Raw genomic sequence first — 16,294 nt, 5'->3', positions numbered from 1 at the left:
CCAGGGCGCACCCCCGAGCCGCGTCGAACCCACGACGCCCGCCGCGCCGACCGGTACCAAGGTCGTCAACGGCCCCACCCGCCGACGCTGACCCGCCGGAACAACCCGATGCCCGAGCTCAGCCGGCAGCACAAATCCCCAGCCACAGAGCCTCCTTGCCGATCTCTTGACGTCATCCGCACGCCGTCAAGGCGCTATGCATTGGCCAGGCGACCACGCTCGCCGTTACGTCGGAACCGGGCTTCTCCCGCAGCCGCCCGGGGTTGAGGACGCAAAGTGCCGTCGGGCGCGCGTGGTGCAGAGCTGTCGTTCCTCCGATGGGGCGCAGTGGGCGGGAGCACTGAGTCGCGCCCACCGGGAGCCGGACATGACGCTCGACAGGGACATCGTTACGCTCACACGCCGCATCCAGCGTGAGTCCGGGGACACGATCCCCTTCCGGCAGGCGCGGTTGACAGCCGCGCGCGAGTTGGGCGGGCTGCCCGTCCACACCATGACTGCCGAGGAGCGGATCCCGCTCCGCATCCAGTACACCGCGGAGAGCGAGGCCGCCGAGACACGGCGACGCCTACCGGGTGGTGCTGGGCACTGCCACGCTCGAACTGTGTGACGGGAAGGGCTGATCCGTGCCGTTCCTCACCGACCACCCGGGGTCCGCGCCCGTTCTGGTGGCCGTCGTCCTCGGAGTCCTCCGCTTTACGTTTCCGAAGGATTCTCGCCACCGCCTGGAGCTGTGGAAGGCATTCCTCGAGCACCGACGTCGGCGCTGGCAGGTGACGGAGCGTCGCCGCATCACGGAGCGGTCCGGAAAGCCTGGCCGGCCGGATCACCCTGTTTGAGCGGCACGACGCGGCGGTCACCGATCGCGCCGCGCGGACCTCAGCCGACCAGCATCCCGCCGGGGCCGTTCACCTGACAGGTGAACGGCCCCGGCAGGCCTACACAGTCTGGTTCGGAATGCGCGGGATGGCAGGGGAGGCGTCGGGGAGCCGCTAGCGTCGAGGGCAGGCCGCCCCGGGACGAGAGGGCGGGTGCGTCGATGGATCGGAGCCACCGTGGTCCCCATGACCCTGCAAGAGATCGCCGAGGCTGTCGGGGGCGCTCTGCACGACGTCCCAGATCCGGCCGCGGTGGTGGACCGGCCCGGGGTCATCGACTCGCGGCTGGTGGAGCCGGGGGCGCTGTTCATCGCGCTGCCGGGTGAGCACACGGACGGGCACCGGTTCGCGGAGGCCGCCGTCCGCGCCGGGGCGACGGCAGTGCTCGCCGCTCGGCCGGTGGGGGTGCCGGCGGTCGTGGTGCCGGACGTCCAGGACGCGATGGGCGCGCTGGCCCGCGCGGTGCTGGACCGGCTGAAGGCGCCGACCGTGATCGGGCTGACCGGGTCGGCCGGGAAGACCAGTACGAAGGACCTGCTGGCCCAGGTGCTGGAGACCATGGACACCACGGTGGCCACGCCGCTGTCGTACAACGGCGAGATCGGCCTGCCGCTGACCGTATTCCGGGCGGACGAGAGCACTCGCCTGTTGGTGCTGGAGATGGGCTCGCGGGGCGCCGGGCACATCAAGTACCTGACGGGGATCGTCCCGCCGAAGGTCGGCCTGGTGCTGAACGTCGGCACCGCGCACGTGGGCGAGTTCGGGGGCGGGAAGGAGTCGATCGCGGTCGCCAAGGGAGAGCTCGTCGAGGCCCTGCCCGTCGACGGCCTGGCGGTGCTGAACGCCGACGACCCGTACGTCATGTCGATGGCGTCGCGCACGGTCGCGCCGGTCCTGACGTTCGGGGTGGAGGCCGGGGACGTGCGGGCCGTCGACGTCGAGCTGGACGGCGCCGGGCGGCCGTCGTTCACGCTCACGTGCCGCGGCGAGAGCGCCCCCGTGAATCTCGGGCTGCACGGCGCCCACCACGTGTCCAACGCGACGGCCGCCGCCGCGGTGGCGATCGGCCTGGGCGCGAGCGTGCGGCAGGCAGCCGACGCGTTGACTGGCGCCCGGCAGCTGACGCCGGGCCGGATGGACGTCACCGAGCGGCCGGACGGCGTGACGGTGATCAACGACGCGTTCAACGCGAACCCCGATTCGATGGCCGTCGCCCTTGCCGCGCTCACCGCCATGGCCGGCGGCGGACGCAGGACTGTGGCGGTGCTGGGCGAGATGCGGGAGCTGGGCGAGGAGTCCGAGGCCCACCACACGGAGCTGGGTCGGCTCGTCGCCCGCAGCGGGATCACCGACCTCATCGCGGTCGGCGACTGGGAGGCCCGGCTGGTGCACACCTGGGCGGTGGAGGGCGGCGTCAACGGCACGCTGGTGCCCGACCGCGACGCCGCCCTTGACCTGCTGCTGACCTGCCTCAAGCCCGGAGACGTGGTGCTGGTGAAGGGCTCCCACAGCGTCGGGCTGGAGGACACCGCGATGCGCCTTGCCAAGCCCGACGCCGCACGCTGACTACGCCGCGACGATCGGGGCCTCGGCCAGCCGCAGCAGGACCGCCCTGCCGACGTGACCGGCGGTTCCGGTGCCCATCGTCACCACCAGGTCGCCGGGCCCGGCCAATTCGGCGACCACGTCCGCCGCATCGCGCCCGTCGCTCGCAGTGTGGGCCCGGCCGCCGCAGGCAGCGACCTGCGCGGCCATCGGCGCGGTGCTGATCCCGATGAGCGGGGTCTCGACCGAAGCGTGCACGTCGAGGAGGACGACCTCGTCGGCCGCCGCGAGCCGGCGGCCCATCTCCTCGCCGAGGGCGGCGGTGCGGGTCCAGCCGGTGGGCTCGAACACCGCGATCACCCGGCCCTCGGTGAGCATCCGGGCCGTGGCCAGGTCGGCGGTGATCTCGCTCGGGTGGTGGGCGTAGGAGTCCAGCACCGTCACCCCGGCGTGGTTGCCGGTGGTGGTGAGCCTGCGCTTGATGCCCTGGAAGGCGTTGATGCCGGCCACCAGGTCGGCGGGCTCGGCTCCGAGCGCCCGGCCGGCGGCGAACGCGGCGGCGGCGTTCAGCGCGTTGTGCCGACCGGTGACGGCCAGGGTGAACTCGTGCCACGACCCGTCCGTGTCCTGGACGGTGACGTGGCTGGCCGTCCCGTCCCACAGCACGCGCAGCACCCGCACGTCGGCGTCCTGGGCCTCGCCGACGGTGACGACGCGCGGGCCGGGCGCCGCCCGGAGGCGCTCGGCCAGCAGCCGGGCGCCCGGGTCGTCGGCGGAGACGACGAGCACGGAGCTGTTGCGGGCCAGGCGCTCGAAGACGTCCAGGACGTCGTTCAGGTCGACGTACTGCTCGGGGTGGTCGTCGTCCACGTTCAGGACGACGGCGACCTGCGGGTGGTAGCGGCCGGCGGTGCGGTCGCTCTCGTCCGCCTCGGCGACCAGGAGGCCGCCGAGGCCCTGGTGGGCGTTGGGGCGGCCGACGGGGGTGCCGCCGATGGCGTACGACGGGTCGAGGTGGGCCAGCGCGGCGCTGAGGATGCCGGTGGTCATGGTCTTGCCGTGGGTGCCCGCCACGGCGACCGACTGCTCGGCGGTGGCGATCAGGTGCGCGAGCACGTCCGAGCGGTGAACCACCGGGATGCCGGTGCGGCGGGCGGCGGCGACTTCGGGATTGCTCGGGGTCACCGCGCTGGACCACACGAGAACGGTGGCGTCGGCGGGCAGGTTGCTGGCGGTGTGGCCGATGGCGACGGCGGCACCGGCGTCCTCCAGCTCACGCAGGGCGGTGGTGTCGCTGGTGTCGGAGCCGGAGACCCGGCTGCCGCCTTCCAGCAGCAGGCGGGCGACGGCCGACATGCCGGCGCCGCCGATGCCCACGAAGTGCGGGCGGGTCAGGTCGATGGGGCCGTCGTGGACGGGGACGATCACGTTCCTGGTTTCCATGCTGTGCGCTCCAGTTCGGAGTCCAGCCCGTGATGGGCGATGGGTGGAAGGCGCTACGCGGAGGTGCCGCCGTCCGGCGCCGAGCCGGCGGCCGGGTGAGCACCGATTCGGGCCGAGTCGAGGTCGTCGTGCACGATGACGCCGAGCAGAGCGATCACCACGGCGTTGCCGACCGCCCACAGGGCACCGAGGAAAGCGCCGACCGGATCGCGGTGCTGGCCTCGGTGACGGGACGGGGACTCGTGCACGGCTAACTCCTCACGACAGACGGGGAAATGGGGGCTGGCGCTGACCGGGCGCTTGAATTTCGTGCCCGATGGGGTCATGAGAGCCGAAGGCAGGACCGTGACGGGATGGTGAGCTAAGGTCACTCACGGTTCATTCATCACTCACTGGGGGCGGAGCGGATGGAGACGCAGGCCGACCACGCCGCGGTCGACCAAGCCATGGAGGCGTTCGCCGCCGAAGTCGCCCACTGGCGCGAGGTGCGCGGCCTCTCCAAGCGCGCGCTGGCCGGAAAGATGGGCTTCGACCCCTCGTACGTCAGCCACATGGAGTCCGGCCGCCACAAGCCCACCGAGGAGTTCGGCCGTCTCGCCGACGAGACCCTCAACGCCGGGAAGGCCATCTGGCGACGCTGGCTCGACTACGACGCCGCCCGCTCCCGTAGCCGCACCTCGACCACGCCGCCGCCACCCCGCCGGCCCGAGCAGCCCTACGCATCCGGCTCCGCGCTCGTGGTCGAGCACGATGAAGCCGCGCTCCAATTCGACGGCTCCACCTACCGGTTGACCATGCGCCGACGGCTACGCAACACCGGCACCGAGCCCATCACCCGCTACCTCATCCGCATCGCCGTCGACCGCTACCCCGGCGAACCCGAGCGCTCCAACGCCCACTACCGTGAACACCCACTGACCTGGGACGAACTCGCGCTCACCACCTCGTGCCGGGGCGAGGACATGCGGTGGCAGGCCAAGCACGACCGCGACGCCTTCAAGGAGGTCTGGCTCCTGTTCGACAACGAGCACGGCCGCTTCCCGCTCTACCCGGGCGACGCGACCTGGATCGAGTACGCCTACAGCGTCGGCGCCGACAAGTGGGGCCACTGGTTCCAGCGCGCCGTCCGCCTGCCCACCGAACACCTCGCCGTACGCCTCGACTTCCCCGCCGCCCTCGACCCGGTCGTGTGGGGCACCGAAACCTCCATGACCGCCGAAGCCGTGCCCCTCCGTACCGCCGTCAGCCGCCGCGACGACGGCGAGCGCCGGCACTTCGCCTGGGCGACCGACAACCCACCGCTGCACGCCCGCTTCCGCCTCGAATGGCGCTTCCGCGCCGCCCCCAACAACCAGCAACACACCAAGGAGACCAGGTGATCGAGGTGCGGCCCAGCCAGCAGATGCAGTCCCTCGGTGTAATCCAGCAGGGCACCCCCATCCTCAACCGCCCGGCCGAGCCCTTCGACCTCCCAGTCGAACGCGCTGCCGCCCAGGCCGTGATCGACGAGCTGTTCACCGCTGTAGACCGGATCGGCCGCGTCCACTCCTTCGCCAAGGGCATGGGCCTCGCCGCCCCGCAGATCGGCATTCCCCGCGCCGCCGCCCTCGTCCTGCCCCCGACCACCGGCGCCGACCCGATCATCCTGCTCAACCCCAAGATCACCGCCGTCTCCGACGAGACCGACGAACAGTACGAGGGCTGCCTCAGCTTCTTCGACGTCCGCGGCATGGTCCCCCGCCCCCTCCGCATGGACGTCACCGCCACCACCCTCGACGGCACCATCACCACCGCCACCTACGAGTTCGGCCTCGCCCGCCTCATCGCCCACGAGATCGACCACCTCAACGGCCTCCTCTACACCGACCGCATGCGCCCGAACGTTCACCCGATCCCGGTCGAGGAGTACCGGGGCACGGGCTCGACCTGGGCCTACTGACATCCGGGGCAGGTGGCGCCTGGCGCATGTCACTCCACACAATGTGGCTGGCACGGAACTTGGTTCAGGCCGGTAGATTTGACGTAGCGTCAAACTAGTGCCATGGCGGGCTGATGCAATCGAATGCAGAGGCGCTTGTGGCGGGTGATTGACAACTGCGCGGTCCTTCGCGCCTGAGTGCGATGGTCTGCTCTTAGCGTCGTGGCAGCAGTGAATTTTGAGAGTTAGTGATACGTGCAGTTGATGGAACCATCGAAATCCTGCATGCCTAGTCGCGATGAGCTCTGGCCATCTGTCAGCAGTGAAAACGCATAGAGAGGCATCCCGGACGGGGTTGAGCCCTTGCTCCCTCTGGCCAGGATGCAGCGAACCGCTCTGCCGAAGGCCCCCCGGTTCCATCCCCAATGCCTGTAGGTCAACCCGGATTTCAGACCCCCGCCCATAGGGCAGAGGGGTCTTTTCGTTTCTAGCCAGCCCACCGCGTTCTCGTACGCCCCCGTACCACCTTTGGTGCGGGGGTCTCGTCGTCCCTGGAGGTCTTGATGATCGATAACACCATCGCCTACGGCGCTTGGTTGAGCATCATCTGGATGGTCACCATCTTGCTTTTGGTGCTTCTCATCTCGTTTCTCACCTGGCTTGCCCTGCGCAAGGCGCAGCCGGGGGAAGTTGTCGATGTCCTGGTCGAGGTGCGGCGGATTATCGTTGCACTGGGTACTTTCACGCCCGCCCCAGTCCGACGAGTCGGTCGAGGCCCAGGTGCCAGTCCCGTTGGCCGGCTAATACTCCAGTGTGACTTCGCGATCATGTCGGCCTCCCGCTGATTTCATCGGGTCGGACGGGGTTCTGGCTCAACTTCCGTGGTCTGCGCACGGTGAGTGGCGACGTGCCGGTGCGGTAGGCGTTGGGAAGTTGCCCGGAATTCGTCAGTGGCCGGGTTGTGGTGGCTGACAGTGCGGGACCGTGGATGATCTGGTGCCCCGGTTGGAGGGGTTGCTGTTTCCGTCGGTTGCGGGCGTCAGGGTGCTGTCGGTCGACGTGGACGTCGAGTCGGTGAACGTGCAGGTCGAGTGCTCGGCGGTGGGGCACAGCTGCCCGGGGTGCGGGGACTGGTCGGCCCGGGTGCACAGCTCCTACCTGCGGTTTCCTGTCGACGGTCCGGTCGGGGGCAGACGGGTCCGGTTGAGCTTGCGGGTGAGGCACTTCGTATGCGGCAACCCGTCGTTCGGGCGGCGGACGTTCGCCGGGCAGATCGAAGGGCTGACACGACGCCACGGCCGGTGGACCGAGCAGTTGCGGGCCACACTCGCCTCGGTCGGCCTGGCGGCTTGCCGGGCGGGCCGGTGCCCGGCTGGCCGCCGTGTTCGGGGTGTCGGTGAGCCGGAGCACGGTGCTGCGTCTGGTCGAGGAGCTTCCCGACCCGGTGCCGCCGGCCCCTCGGGTGGTGGGCGTCGACGAGTACGCGACGCGCAAGAGCCGCGCCTACGGGACGGTGCTGGTCGACGCCGAGACCCGCCGGCCGGTGGACCGGCTGCCCGACCGGGAGGCGTCGAGCCTGGCGGCCTGGCCGACGGCGGAGGCCGCGAGCCGGACGGCGGGGAGGTGGTTCACCCAGCGTTCGACGCGGGTTCGCCCGAGGTGGTAGCCGCATTGGCCCAGCCGGGCGGATTTACGTCACCCAGGATGCACTTTCAGACGGGCTGGCACTTCGAAGGTAGGAATGGGCCGGAGCCTTGGAATCGCATGGCAAAGTTTGGGTCATGGCACACGTGAAATGTCACATGGCTCACGGCGCCTGTCTCCGAACGGTTTCTCACATTGTCTGAAGGAGAAGACCATGAACCGCATCACCCGCATCGCGGTGGGCGCCGCCGGTGCCGCCGCCCTGCTCACGGCGCCCGTGCCGGCCTTCGCCGCCGCGACCGGCGCTGACACCGCCACGGTCACGACTTGCAAGTACAGTCTCCAGGCCGGGTTGGCGACCTACGCCTGCGCAGACGTCACCGGCAGCAGCATCGTGATCTACGGGAAGATCAGCCTTGCCGGCCCGCCCGACGGGCCGGTGTCGTGGCAGACCCTGTACACCAATCTGTCGGCCGAGGTGGTCGGCGGCAACTCGCTGGGCTCCGTGAACGGGAGCACCGCGTTCCATTCCACCGCGGTACAGGTGGACGGCTTCACCGCCACCGCCCCGTGCGGTTCGATGGTGCGTGCGACCTTCTCGGTGCAGGGAAGCGGCCCATTGGGCACTCGGCCGGTGGTGGAAGTTCCGGTGGCGTGCTGACGCTTCATCAATGTGAACGCCGAGCGCGGGAGTTGTCAGCATCCTGGGCTCGGCCGCCGCGGCGGCCTGCATGGACCTCGTCCGCCGCAGAGGCCCACATGGATGCCCTGGCTCACGCATCCCCGGGGATGCGTGAGCCAAGGCATCCGGGCTCACGCGCCGGTCAGTACTGGGTGGTGACGGTGACGCCGTTGAAGGCGGTCTTGCCGTAGAGGGTGATGTAGCGGTAGCCGGCCGTGGTGTTGGTGACGGTCACGGTCTGGGTGGTGCCGCTGTTCGTGGAGGAGGCGGCGTAGTCCGTGTTGGAGGCCCAGCGGTCCGGGCTGTAGTAGAGGTAGGCGGTCCCGGTGCCGCCGGTGGTGGAGACGGTCAGCGTGGTGGTGCCGGCCGGCATGTAGATGTACATCTGGTCCGAGCTTCCGGCGTCGGCGGAGCGGCCGGTGCGGAAGCAGTTGTAGTCCAGCTTCCGGGCGTCGGGGTCGGTGCAGGCCGCCGGTGCGGGCGGGGTGGTGACGGTGACGGTCCGGGTCGTGGTGGCCGTCTTGCCGTTGCTGTCGGTGACGGTGAGGGTGACGGTGTAGGTGCCGGCAGCGCGGTAGGACTTCGACGGGGAGGCCGCGGTACCGGTGGTGCCGTCGCCGAAGTTCCAGGCCCAGCCGGTGATGCTGCCCTTGCCGGCGGTCTCGGTGGAGCGGTCGGTCAGTTGGACGTTCAGGTCCCGCACCGTGGCGTCGAAGGCCGCCTTCGGGGTGCCCGCGGTGAGGCAGGTGTCGGTGGCGCAGGTGTCGACCCACCTGGTGAAGTCGGCGTCGTAGGCGGTGCCGATGCCGTTGTAGTACGCGTAGGCGCGGGCGTAGTCGCCGGTGCGGAAGTAGCCGAGCATGGTCTGGGCGACGCCCGGGAAGCGCTCGATCATGTAGCGGGCGGCCAGGTAGCCCCAGTGGTAGGTGCGGACGACGTCGCTGTTCAGGTACGTGCTCTGGAGCAGGGTGCTGAGCGCGTAGGTGTGCTTGGGGGCCAGGGAGACCGCGTTGAGGTCGGTGACGCCGCGGTAGGTGTAGGAGACGTACTCGGCGACGCCCTCGATCCACCACAGGTCGGGGACGCTGGTCTGCTGGTAGAAGTCGCCCTTCATGTCGTAGCGGGCGTCCAGGACGTGGGCGTACTCGTGGTTGAGGTTCCAGATCCGGGCGGTGAAGCCGTTCTCGTTCGGGTGCCGGTACATGAGGGAGACCGGCTGGTTGGCCGGGTCGCTCGGGGTCCCGGTCAGGGTGACCCCGCCGTTGTTGGTGTTCGCCTCGTACATCGCGCCGGCGTAGGTCTGGTAGTCGGCCTGGCTTGCGAAGACCACGAGCTGCACGGACGACTCGTACTGGCCGGGGATGGGGCCGTTGTCGCGGACGAGGCCGTGGAAGTACGCGTCCTCGCCCTTGAGGTCGGCGCAGACGGCGGCGAGTTCGGCCGCGGTGAGGTCCTGGGCCAGGACGGTGAGGGTGGCGTTGCAGGTCTGCCTGATCGGCAGCACGGCCTTGGTCAGCCGCTGCTTCAGGTCGCAGACGCCGTAGTAGGAGCACTGGTCCTTGTCGAAGAAGGCGGCCGTGTTGGCCGTGCCGACCCACAGCGGGGCGGTGGGGCCGGTCATCGACGAACTGTCGAGCAGGGCCTTGGCCAGCGGGCGGATCCTGGACTGGAACGCCGGGTACTTGACGAACCGGGTCAGCTCGATGCCGGCGTTGGAGACCAAGAAGCCGGGGTAGGTTCCGAGCAGGTCGTGGTGGGTGCGGGTGAACGCGTCGAGGGTGTCGACGATGCCCGGGTCCGCGGTCACCGCGTCGACGAAGGACTTGCTCTCGTGCCCCCGGTCCAGCGCGGAGAGGGCGCTGTTGACGTACGTGAGCAGGTTCTTCGAGCTGTCGTACGCGCTGGTGTAGCCGTTCAGCACCTGCCGGTAGGTGGTCAGGTAGCGGCCCTGCTGCCCGGCGCTGTCGGTGAGGATGATGACGTCGTTGGCGACCTGGCCGTTCGCGTCGGTGACGTCCGCGGCGTGCGGGCCGGCCAGGAAGGCGTCGATGCCGCGCGTCACGGCGGCGGTCAGCGTCGCGTCGTAGGGGCCGACGTGCGCGAGGTCCTTGTCCTGCACGTAGTAGCCCGCGCGCAGGTACAGGACGACCTGCCAGGTGGCGGCGGAGTTGTCGCCGGGGTAGGAGGCGGCGGCGCTCTGGAAGGCGTCGGCCATCGTCGCCATCTGGCTCTGGCGGAACAGGGCCGAGGCGTACGGGCTTCCCGCAGTGTAGAACAGCGAGCCGATGCACTGGGGGGTCGAGGCCTTGACGTAGGACACCAGGGCGGCCCCGGTCCTGCCGGCGAAGTCGGCCGGGGTGCACGACTGGGCGGTGCCCGGCCCCGCCGCGAGCGCGTGCGGTGCGGCCTTGGCCAGGCCCTTGTCCGCGCCGGTCTCCGCCGGCGCCGTGCCGGACAGCGGGTTGACCAGCGGCAGTTGCGCGGCCGTGAGCGGGCGGGACTGCGGCGCGCCCGGGCTCTCGGGATCGGCGAACGGACTGCCGGGAACCTCCGACGAGCTGCCGGAAGGCTGGTGCGAGCTAGCAGCGACCGGTGCGGGGGTGACCGGGGTGGGGGCGGCCTGGCTCGGTCCGGCGGATATGCCGAGCAGGACGGTGCCTGCCGCGGCAGATGCGGCCAGCAGCCTGGACATGCGTGAGAGCGGACGCATCGTCTATTCCTTTGTGGGGGAAACGCGAACGGAGCGCCACGGACGTGGGGACGTGGGAGGCATCCGAAGCGTGTGACGCACCGTCTCACAAGATCGGCGGGGCTATCAATAGGGTGTGACATGTCACCTGCCTCGGGTTCACCTCTGCCGAAAACGGCGGCCCTGGCACACCAGGGCCTGGCAGGCGAAGCGGTGCACCCGCAGGGCAACCGTCACGGGCCGCCCGCAGCTGGGCAGATCCGACGGATAGCGCAGGTAGGAGCCGTGGACCCGCTCCGACCACGTCCCGCAGTCCGGGCATGACGCACCCGGAGCAGCCACGCGGGCGGCGATCCGCACCACCGCACCGGACGCTTCGACACCGAAGACCTCCGCCTGGGGCAGCGACGGGAACAGCAACTCGCCGAGCCACGACCACGATTGCGACACTGCCGCCGAATGTCAGCCAGCCAGGTGACTCGGCCGACCAGTTCTGGACGACCTCCAGGCCCCGCCACCGCCCAGGATTCGTCACCCAGTGTCACCGGTCACATAAGCTGGGCCAGACCCTACTTCACCCCGGTGAAAACACTCCCGCTCCACCCTGGCTGACCATGGGCTACGACGTGCACATCACTCGGCGCGAGAACTGGTGGGATGAAGAGGAGCAGGACATCAACGCGGCGGAATGGGAGGCCGTGGTCGCTGACGATCTTGGCCTCGCGATGGCCCCGATGTGGCGGACCGCCGGCCGGATCGCGTCCAAGAACCCGAGCGATGCGGTGATCGCGACGATGTGCCGGGTGGCGAAGGTGCTGAACGCGCGGGTTCAGGGCGACGACGGCGAGTACTACGACGCCTGACTCGTACGGCCACCGAGAGATGATCAAGGGTTGTGTCGACTCTTGAAGATCGTGCGGTGGCCGCGAGCCGTAGCGTAGACCCTGCTCGATGGCGGGCCTTGTTCGACCAGGCCGTGGCTCGGATCGCGGGCGTGTTCGGGCGGGTGGAACCTCGCGCCACCGCCCGCGCCTATCTGCTCGGGTTGCTGTCCGGCACGGAGCGCAAGAACTGCTGGCAGCTCGCGGAGCACGCAGGCCACGCCCGTCCCGGACCGATGCAGCGGCTGCTGCGGACTGCCCGCTGGGATGTGGCCGAGGTGCGCGACGAGGTCCGCCGCTACGTCCTGGACCACCTCGGTACCGGTGACGGGGTTTTGGTCGTGGACGAGACCGGCTTCCTGAAGAAGGGCCGCGGTTCGGCGGGCGTCCAGCGGCAGTACACCGGAACCGCCGGACGCATCGAGAACAGCCAGGTCGGCGTCTTCCTCGCCTACGCCTCCGGCAGGGGACGAGCGTTGATCGACCGTCGGCTCTACCTGCCCGAGCACACCTGGTGCCAGGACGCCGAACGACGCCGCAAGGCCGGAGTGCCCGACGACATCGTCTTCGCGACCAAGCCCCGGCTCGCCCTGCAGATGATCGTGGCGGCGCTGGACGCCGGAGTGAGCACGTCGTGGGTAACCAGCGACGAGGCCTACGGCCAGGACCCCGGCCTGCGGGCCGGACTGGAGGCCCGCGAAGTCGGCTACGTGCTGGCGGTCTCCTGCGCGACCAAGGTGCGGATCAACCAGGGCCGCACCGCGATCCGCGCGGACGAGGCTGCTGATCGCCTGCCCGCCTCAGCCTGGCACCGGCAAAGCGCCGGTCCCGGGGCCAAGGGTCCCCGCTACTACGACTGGGCCTGGGTGCACATCGGTACCGGCGACCACCGTCACCTGCTGATCCGCCGCAACCCCACCACCAGCGAACTCGCCTTCTACCTGTGCTGGTCACCCCAGATCGTCCCGCTGTCCGAACTCGTACGAGTCGCCGGCACCCGCTGGTGCATCGAAGAATGCTTCCAGGCGGCCAAGGGCCAGGTCGGCCTGGACCACTACCAAGTCCGGAACTGGACCGCCTGGCACCGGCACGTCACCCTGGCCATGCTCGCCCTCGCGTTCCTGGCCATCGCCGTTCAGGACGCGCGGCCGACCAGACCTGCGGATCCGAACCGCCCGGCCCGAAGCCGAGAGTTGGTCGACCTGACCATCCCGGAAATCCGCCGCTTGATTGGCGCGCTGTTCAGCCCCGTCATGTCCCTGCGTGCACTCCTGCACTGATCGAACTGGCGCAGAAGCCACCAAGCTTCGGCACGTCGCAGCCACTACCGGCGGCGACTCTCCGTCCCCGCAGGCACGTAGATCGCGAAGTCGCACTGGAGTACTGACCGGTCGGCCTGCGTCACGAGAGGTGACGGATCAGCCGGATGGCGCCGAGCGGCCCATGATGCGGGCTCCTTCCTGCCCAGCTTCGGCCAACAGGGGCGGAGCGTCGTGAGCTGGTCGCTGCGCTGACCGGGGCCGCGGCGGAACGGCTCCGTGGCTGCTGCGCGCTCGGCGGGCAGCAGCTGCGGTGGTCCGGGCGGAGCCACACCACGTTCTCGTCCATTGGTGCTTTCTCCCGGCTCGATCACGACAGGGACGTCGACGGGCGGCCACGAGCGCAGCCCACGTGGCCGCCAGTCGAATGCATCCTTCCCATCGAGGGCCCGCGTGACCACGACCGGTGGCTCCGTCTTGCGCGCCTCGCCCCGGGCCTGTACGGCCACGCACCTCGTCTCGGGTCTGGCCGACTGCGTTGAGATGGTCCGGCGGAGTGACTATCTTCGTGAGGTGAGTGAACGTGTGATGCAAGAGCCCACCCTGATGGTGCTGACCGCCCTCGCGGACGCGCCCCGGCACGGATACGCCATCGCGCAGGAGGTCAAGGTGATGACCGGCGGCCGGGTCGCGCTGCGTACGGGTGCGCTGTACGGGGCCCTGGACCGGCTGCTGGCCGACGGTCTGATCGACATCGACCGCGAGGAGATCGTCGACGGCCGGGCCCGGCGGATCTTCACCCTGTCCCCGGCGGGGCGGGAGCGGCTCGCGGTGGAGGCCGAGCGCCTGGCCGCGGCGGCGAAGGAGGCCACTCGCCGCCTGTCCGTCGCGAAGCCGCCGGCGGCCTCCGCATGATCGAGCGCGTCCTGCGGCTCTATCCCGCCGCCTACCGCCGGGCCCACGGCGGGGAGATCGTCGCGACCTTCCGCGAGATGACCGCGGGCGAGCCGCTGGGCTCGCGGCTGCGGGAAGGCGCGGGTCTGGCGGCGCACGCGGCGAGGATGCGGATGGGGCTGGGCACGGCCGCTCCCGTCGCGAAGGTCCTCGCGCTGGCCTACCCCTTCGCGCTGGCCGCCGCGGCCGCCGCCTGCGGCCTGCACCTGCTCAGCTGGTACGCCGGCGTCGTCTCCTCGCCCGCCCCGCTGGGGGTGCGAATCGGAACCGACCTGTCGGGGGCGTGGGGCGCGCTGCTCGTGTCGTCGCTGGTCGTGGTCGCGGGGTCGGTGGCGGCGCTGGCCGGCCGGTGGCGCCTCGGGGTGCCCTGCACGGTGGCCGGGCTGCTCTCCTTCGCGGCGGCCGCGGTGGTCAGCGGGCGGGCGTTCGGTGACCCGGTGGTCACCCCGGCCGCGATGGTCCTGGCGGCGGCCGTGCTGCTCGCCTGCCCGCAGGACCGGCGGGCGGAGGGCGTCGCGGCGGGGCGGGCGGGCGCGGCCGGTGCCGTGGTCGCGCTCGTGGTCGTGCCCCGGGCGGTCATCGCCTCGCACGGGGTGCCGTGGGTCAGCACCGACTACGGGTGCTGGCCGCTGGTCGTCCTGGCCGCGACCGGTGTCGCGCTGACCTGGTCCAGCGGATCGCGGGGCGGCCGCGAGCTGGCGGCGATGGCCCTGGCCTCCCCGCCGCTGCTCGCCCAGGCCTACACGGTGGCGTGGGGCGAGGCGGCTGTCGTCGCGTGCCTGGCGGCCGCGTTGCCGGCCACCGCGGTGGCCGCCGGGCTCGCCGGCCGCCTGAGGCGAAGCGGTCGCATCCTCCGCTGAACGGCCTGCCGCGGCTACTGAACTCGATGGGGTGATGTCGGAGCTGGTTTCTTCGCAATGGCTGGGGCTCTGGCTCACCTTCCGCCCGGGAACAGGTGCTTCAGGCCGCAAGAGGGCCCAGCCGCAACCAGCGGCTGGGCCCTCTTCGCATCCTCGTTCAGCCTGGCTGCGAGCTGCTTGACGTCGGGTGCGAGGTGCCCGGCCTACGGGTCGGATCGACGTCGGCTGGGATGCGCGGTGCGTCGAGCGGATGGTCGCCGTACGGGTCGGGCGAGCGGGTCAGCTCTTTCCGCCCTCGGCCCAGGTGATGTCCATCTGGTCGATGAAGTAGCGGCCGTCGAAGCAGAGGAAGACCTTGGACGTGGTGTCGTTGTCCGCGATCCAGGTCTTGTTCCACTGCACGACGGTGCCGGCGCCGTCGCGCTTGGGGAAGTAGAGGCCCTCGCGGCGCTCGGGCTGGTTGTAGAAGGCGTGCCCGTTGGGCAGCCGGTACGGCGTCCGGAAGATGGCGTCGTGGCCGCCGATGCGGTCGAAGAGCGCGGCGGGGAAGTTGGTGCGGGCGACGAGCTTCGGCGGGACGTAGTGGACGTCGACCTCCCCGGAGTCCACGTAGCGGGCGGGTTCCCCCGGCAGCCGGTGGAAGGCCCTGCGCACGGCGCCCGCGGTGTCGTAGCTGTCCGTGAAGGTCACGAGACTTCCCTCCCGCCCCTCCTCGTACCAGTCGCCCTGGGAGTACTGGTCGAAGTCGAAGGTCTCGATGCGGGTGCCCGGGGCGAGGAGCTCGCCGGGGACCTCCCGGAAGCTGGTCTCGTCGAAGATCTGCTCGATGGTCCGCTGGCGCTTCTCGAAGCGGCGGGCTGGCACCCGGACCCGTCCTGTTCCCACCGGGAGGTCGGTGGCCTTCGGCGCCGGAGCGGGTGCGGGCTTTGGCGGCGGGACGGGCGCGGGCGCCCAGGCGGTGCAGGACCGGTCCTCGGCCCCGGCGCCCTTCTCCAGGATCAGCGGTCCGCCCGGCCGCTCGGCAGCCGGGTCGGCCAGACCGAGGAGGCAGTTGGAGGAGTCGTGGAGGGCCATCAGCCGACCGGTGTCGCGCTGGACGAAGGCCCGCCACGCCTGCCGCCAGTACGAGGAATCGCTGCTGGTGTCGGGGAACTTGGGCCGCAGGGTGACCGTGGCACCCCGGCTCGACTCCTCGGCGGTCAGGTAGAGGCCGGTGGCGACGTGCCGGATCCGGTGGTTGATCACCCGGAACCGCTCGGCCACCCACTGCTCGCCGTCACCACCGGTCTCCGGCCCGAGCACCACGGCGGTGCCCTCGGGGCTCCCCGCCGGGGCACCCGCCACCAGGCCGGGAATGCGGTGCAGGCGCAACACGAAGGTCTCGGTGGGCCAGTCGACCAGCATCGTGAACAGCCTCTCGGTAGTCGAATATGACATGACGTCACAACATGATCACCTGATCGGGTGGGGATACGCCATGGCGTACGGCACACCGTGGGCGCCGCACCGGGACGCTGTGCTCTGGCACCCGACGAAGGCCA

13 protein-coding genes and 3 pseudogenes are annotated in these 16,294 nt (G+C 70.5%); 11 read left to right on the top strand and 5 right to left on the bottom strand.

All coding sequences use genetic code 11. The annotated features are described in order from the left end of the window. Positions 1–1,055: 1,055 nt before the first annotated feature. Positions 1,056–2,444 carry a UDP-N-acetylmuramoyl-tripeptide--D-alanyl-D-alanine ligase gene (murF, locus tag A6F73_RS35345; RefSeq protein ID WP_063352414.1) on the top strand — a complete coding sequence of 463 codons (1,389 nt, stop codon included), beginning with the start codon at positions 1,056–1,058 and terminating at the stop codon, positions 2,442–2,444. On the opposite strand, the gene murC is transcribed toward murF, so the two are convergent. Both murC and A6F73_RS35335 read right to left on the bottom strand, forming a co-directional pair. Beyond that, complete coding sequence (murC, locus tag A6F73_RS35340) at positions 2,445–3,866, bottom strand: UDP-N-acetylmuramate--L-alanine ligase (protein WP_063352413.1); 1,422 nt, start codon at positions 3,864–3,866, stop codon at positions 2,445–2,447. A gap of 53 nt (positions 3,867–3,919) precedes the next feature. Next, positions 3,920–4,114, bottom strand: coding sequence for a hypothetical protein (locus tag A6F73_RS35335; protein ID WP_063352412.1), 195 nt, complete (start codon positions 4,112–4,114; stop codon positions 3,920–3,922). 159 nt (positions 4,115–4,273) lie between these two features. On the opposite strand from A6F73_RS35335, the gene A6F73_RS35330 reads away from it, so the two are divergent. The 6 genes and pseudogenes from A6F73_RS35330 to A6F73_RS35310 all read left to right on the top strand — a co-directional run bounded on the left by A6F73_RS35330 (position 4,274) and on the right by A6F73_RS35310 (position 8,089). Beyond that, positions 4,274–5,245, top strand: coding sequence for a helix-turn-helix transcriptional regulator (locus tag A6F73_RS35330; protein ID WP_063352411.1), 972 nt, complete (start codon positions 4,274–4,276; stop codon positions 5,243–5,245). Continuing rightward, positions 5,242–5,805, top strand: a complete 564-nt coding sequence (locus A6F73_RS35325) for a peptide deformylase (protein ID WP_063352410.1) — start codon at positions 5,242–5,244, stop codon at positions 5,803–5,805. Before A6F73_RS35330 ends, A6F73_RS35325 begins: the two co-directional genes overlap by 4 nt. 542 nt (positions 5,806–6,347) lie before the next feature. Beyond that, a complete protein-coding gene (locus tag A6F73_RS35320; RefSeq protein WP_063352409.1) occupies positions 6,348–6,629 on the top strand; it encodes a hypothetical protein in 282 nt (93 codons plus the stop codon). A gap of 139 nt (positions 6,630–6,768) precedes the next feature. Further along, positions 6,769–6,957 (top strand): annotated as a pseudogene (locus A6F73_RS44470) (ISL3 family transposase); the annotation flags it as partial. A 223-nt stretch (positions 6,958–7,180) separates the two neighbouring features. Next, a complete protein-coding gene (locus A6F73_RS41055; RefSeq protein WP_159398708.1) occupies positions 7,181–7,450 on the top strand; it encodes a transposase in 270 nt (89 codons plus the stop codon). Between the two features lie 192 nt (positions 7,451–7,642). Then, positions 7,643–8,089, top strand: a complete 447-nt coding sequence (locus tag A6F73_RS35310) for a hypothetical protein (RefSeq protein ID WP_063352408.1) — start codon at positions 7,643–7,645, stop codon at positions 8,087–8,089. Between the two features lie 163 nt (positions 8,090–8,252). Here A6F73_RS35310 and A6F73_RS35305 read toward each other — a convergent pair whose 3' ends face one another. After that, a complete protein-coding gene (locus A6F73_RS35305; protein WP_063352407.1) occupies positions 8,253–10,802 on the bottom strand; it encodes a collagenase in 2,550 nt (849 codons plus the stop codon). Between the two features lie 198 nt (positions 10,803–11,000). After that, positions 11,001–11,120, bottom strand: a pseudogene (locus A6F73_RS43705) (transposase family protein); the annotation flags it as partial. A 293-nt stretch (positions 11,121–11,413) separates the two neighbouring features. On the opposite strand from A6F73_RS43705, the gene A6F73_RS35295 reads away from it, so the two are divergent. The 4 genes and pseudogenes from A6F73_RS35295 to A6F73_RS35280 all read left to right on the top strand — a co-directional run bounded on the left by A6F73_RS35295 (position 11,414) and on the right by A6F73_RS35280 (position 14,753). After that, positions 11,414–11,662, top strand: a complete 249-nt coding sequence (locus A6F73_RS35295) for a hypothetical protein (protein ID WP_063352405.1) — start codon at positions 11,414–11,416, stop codon at positions 11,660–11,662. 113 nt (positions 11,663–11,775) lie between these two features. Beyond that, a pseudogene (locus A6F73_RS35290) lies at positions 11,776–13,041 on the top strand (IS701 family transposase). Positions 13,042–13,527: 486 nt separating this feature from the next. Beyond that, on the top strand, positions 13,528–13,854 hold the full coding sequence (locus A6F73_RS35285; protein WP_208869251.1) for a PadR family transcriptional regulator: 327 nt from the start codon (positions 13,528–13,530) through the stop codon (positions 13,852–13,854). Continuing rightward, positions 13,851–14,753: a hypothetical protein gene (locus A6F73_RS35280; protein ID WP_063352403.1), complete on the top strand. Its 903-nt coding sequence runs from the start codon at positions 13,851–13,853 to the stop codon at positions 14,751–14,753. The genes A6F73_RS35285 and A6F73_RS35280 overlap by 4 nt, the downstream gene beginning before the upstream one ends. Before the next feature lie 279 nt (positions 14,754–15,032). On the opposite strand, the gene A6F73_RS35275 is transcribed toward A6F73_RS35280, so the two are convergent. Then, entirely contained in the window at positions 15,033–16,157 is a 1,125-nt protein-coding gene (locus A6F73_RS35275; protein ID WP_063352402.1) for an RICIN domain-containing protein, read from the bottom strand. Positions 16,158–16,294: the final 137 nt, after the last annotated feature.

This window comes from Streptomyces sp. MJM8645, from assembly GCF_001625365.1.
Lineage (GTDB): Bacteria > Actinomycetota > Actinomycetes > Streptomycetales > Streptomycetaceae > Kitasatospora.
The sequence above is the reverse complement of the archived record's forward strand: the minus strand, read 5'-3'. Positions and strand labels throughout refer to the sequence as shown.

Coding starts and splice junctions, on each gene's coding strand:
- murC (WP_063352413.1), bottom strand. CDS start 3,866: ATGGAAACCAGGAACGTGATCGTCCCCGTCCACGACGGCCCCATCGAC.
- A6F73_RS35330 (WP_063352411.1), top strand. CDS start 4,274: ATGGAGACGCAGGCCGACCACGCCGCGGTCGACCAAGCCATGGAGGCG.
- A6F73_RS35320 (WP_063352409.1), top strand. CDS start 6,348: ATGATCGATAACACCATCGCCTACGGCGCTTGGTTGAGCATCATCTGG.
- A6F73_RS35310 (WP_063352408.1), top strand. CDS start 7,643: ATGAACCGCATCACCCGCATCGCGGTGGGCGCCGCCGGTGCCGCCGCC.
- A6F73_RS35305 (WP_063352407.1), bottom strand. CDS start 10,802: ATGTCCAGGCTGCTGGCCGCATCTGCCGCGGCAGGCACCGTCCTGCTC.
- A6F73_RS35295 (WP_063352405.1), top strand. CDS start 11,414: ATGGGCTACGACGTGCACATCACTCGGCGCGAGAACTGGTGGGATGAA.
- A6F73_RS35285 (WP_208869251.1), top strand. CDS start 13,528: ATGCAAGAGCCCACCCTGATGGTGCTGACCGCCCTCGCGGACGCGCCC.
- A6F73_RS35280 (WP_063352403.1), top strand. CDS start 13,851: ATGATCGAGCGCGTCCTGCGGCTCTATCCCGCCGCCTACCGCCGGGCC.
- A6F73_RS35275 (WP_063352402.1), bottom strand. CDS start 16,157: ATGCTGGTCGACTGGCCCACCGAGACCTTCGTGTTGCGCCTGCACCGC.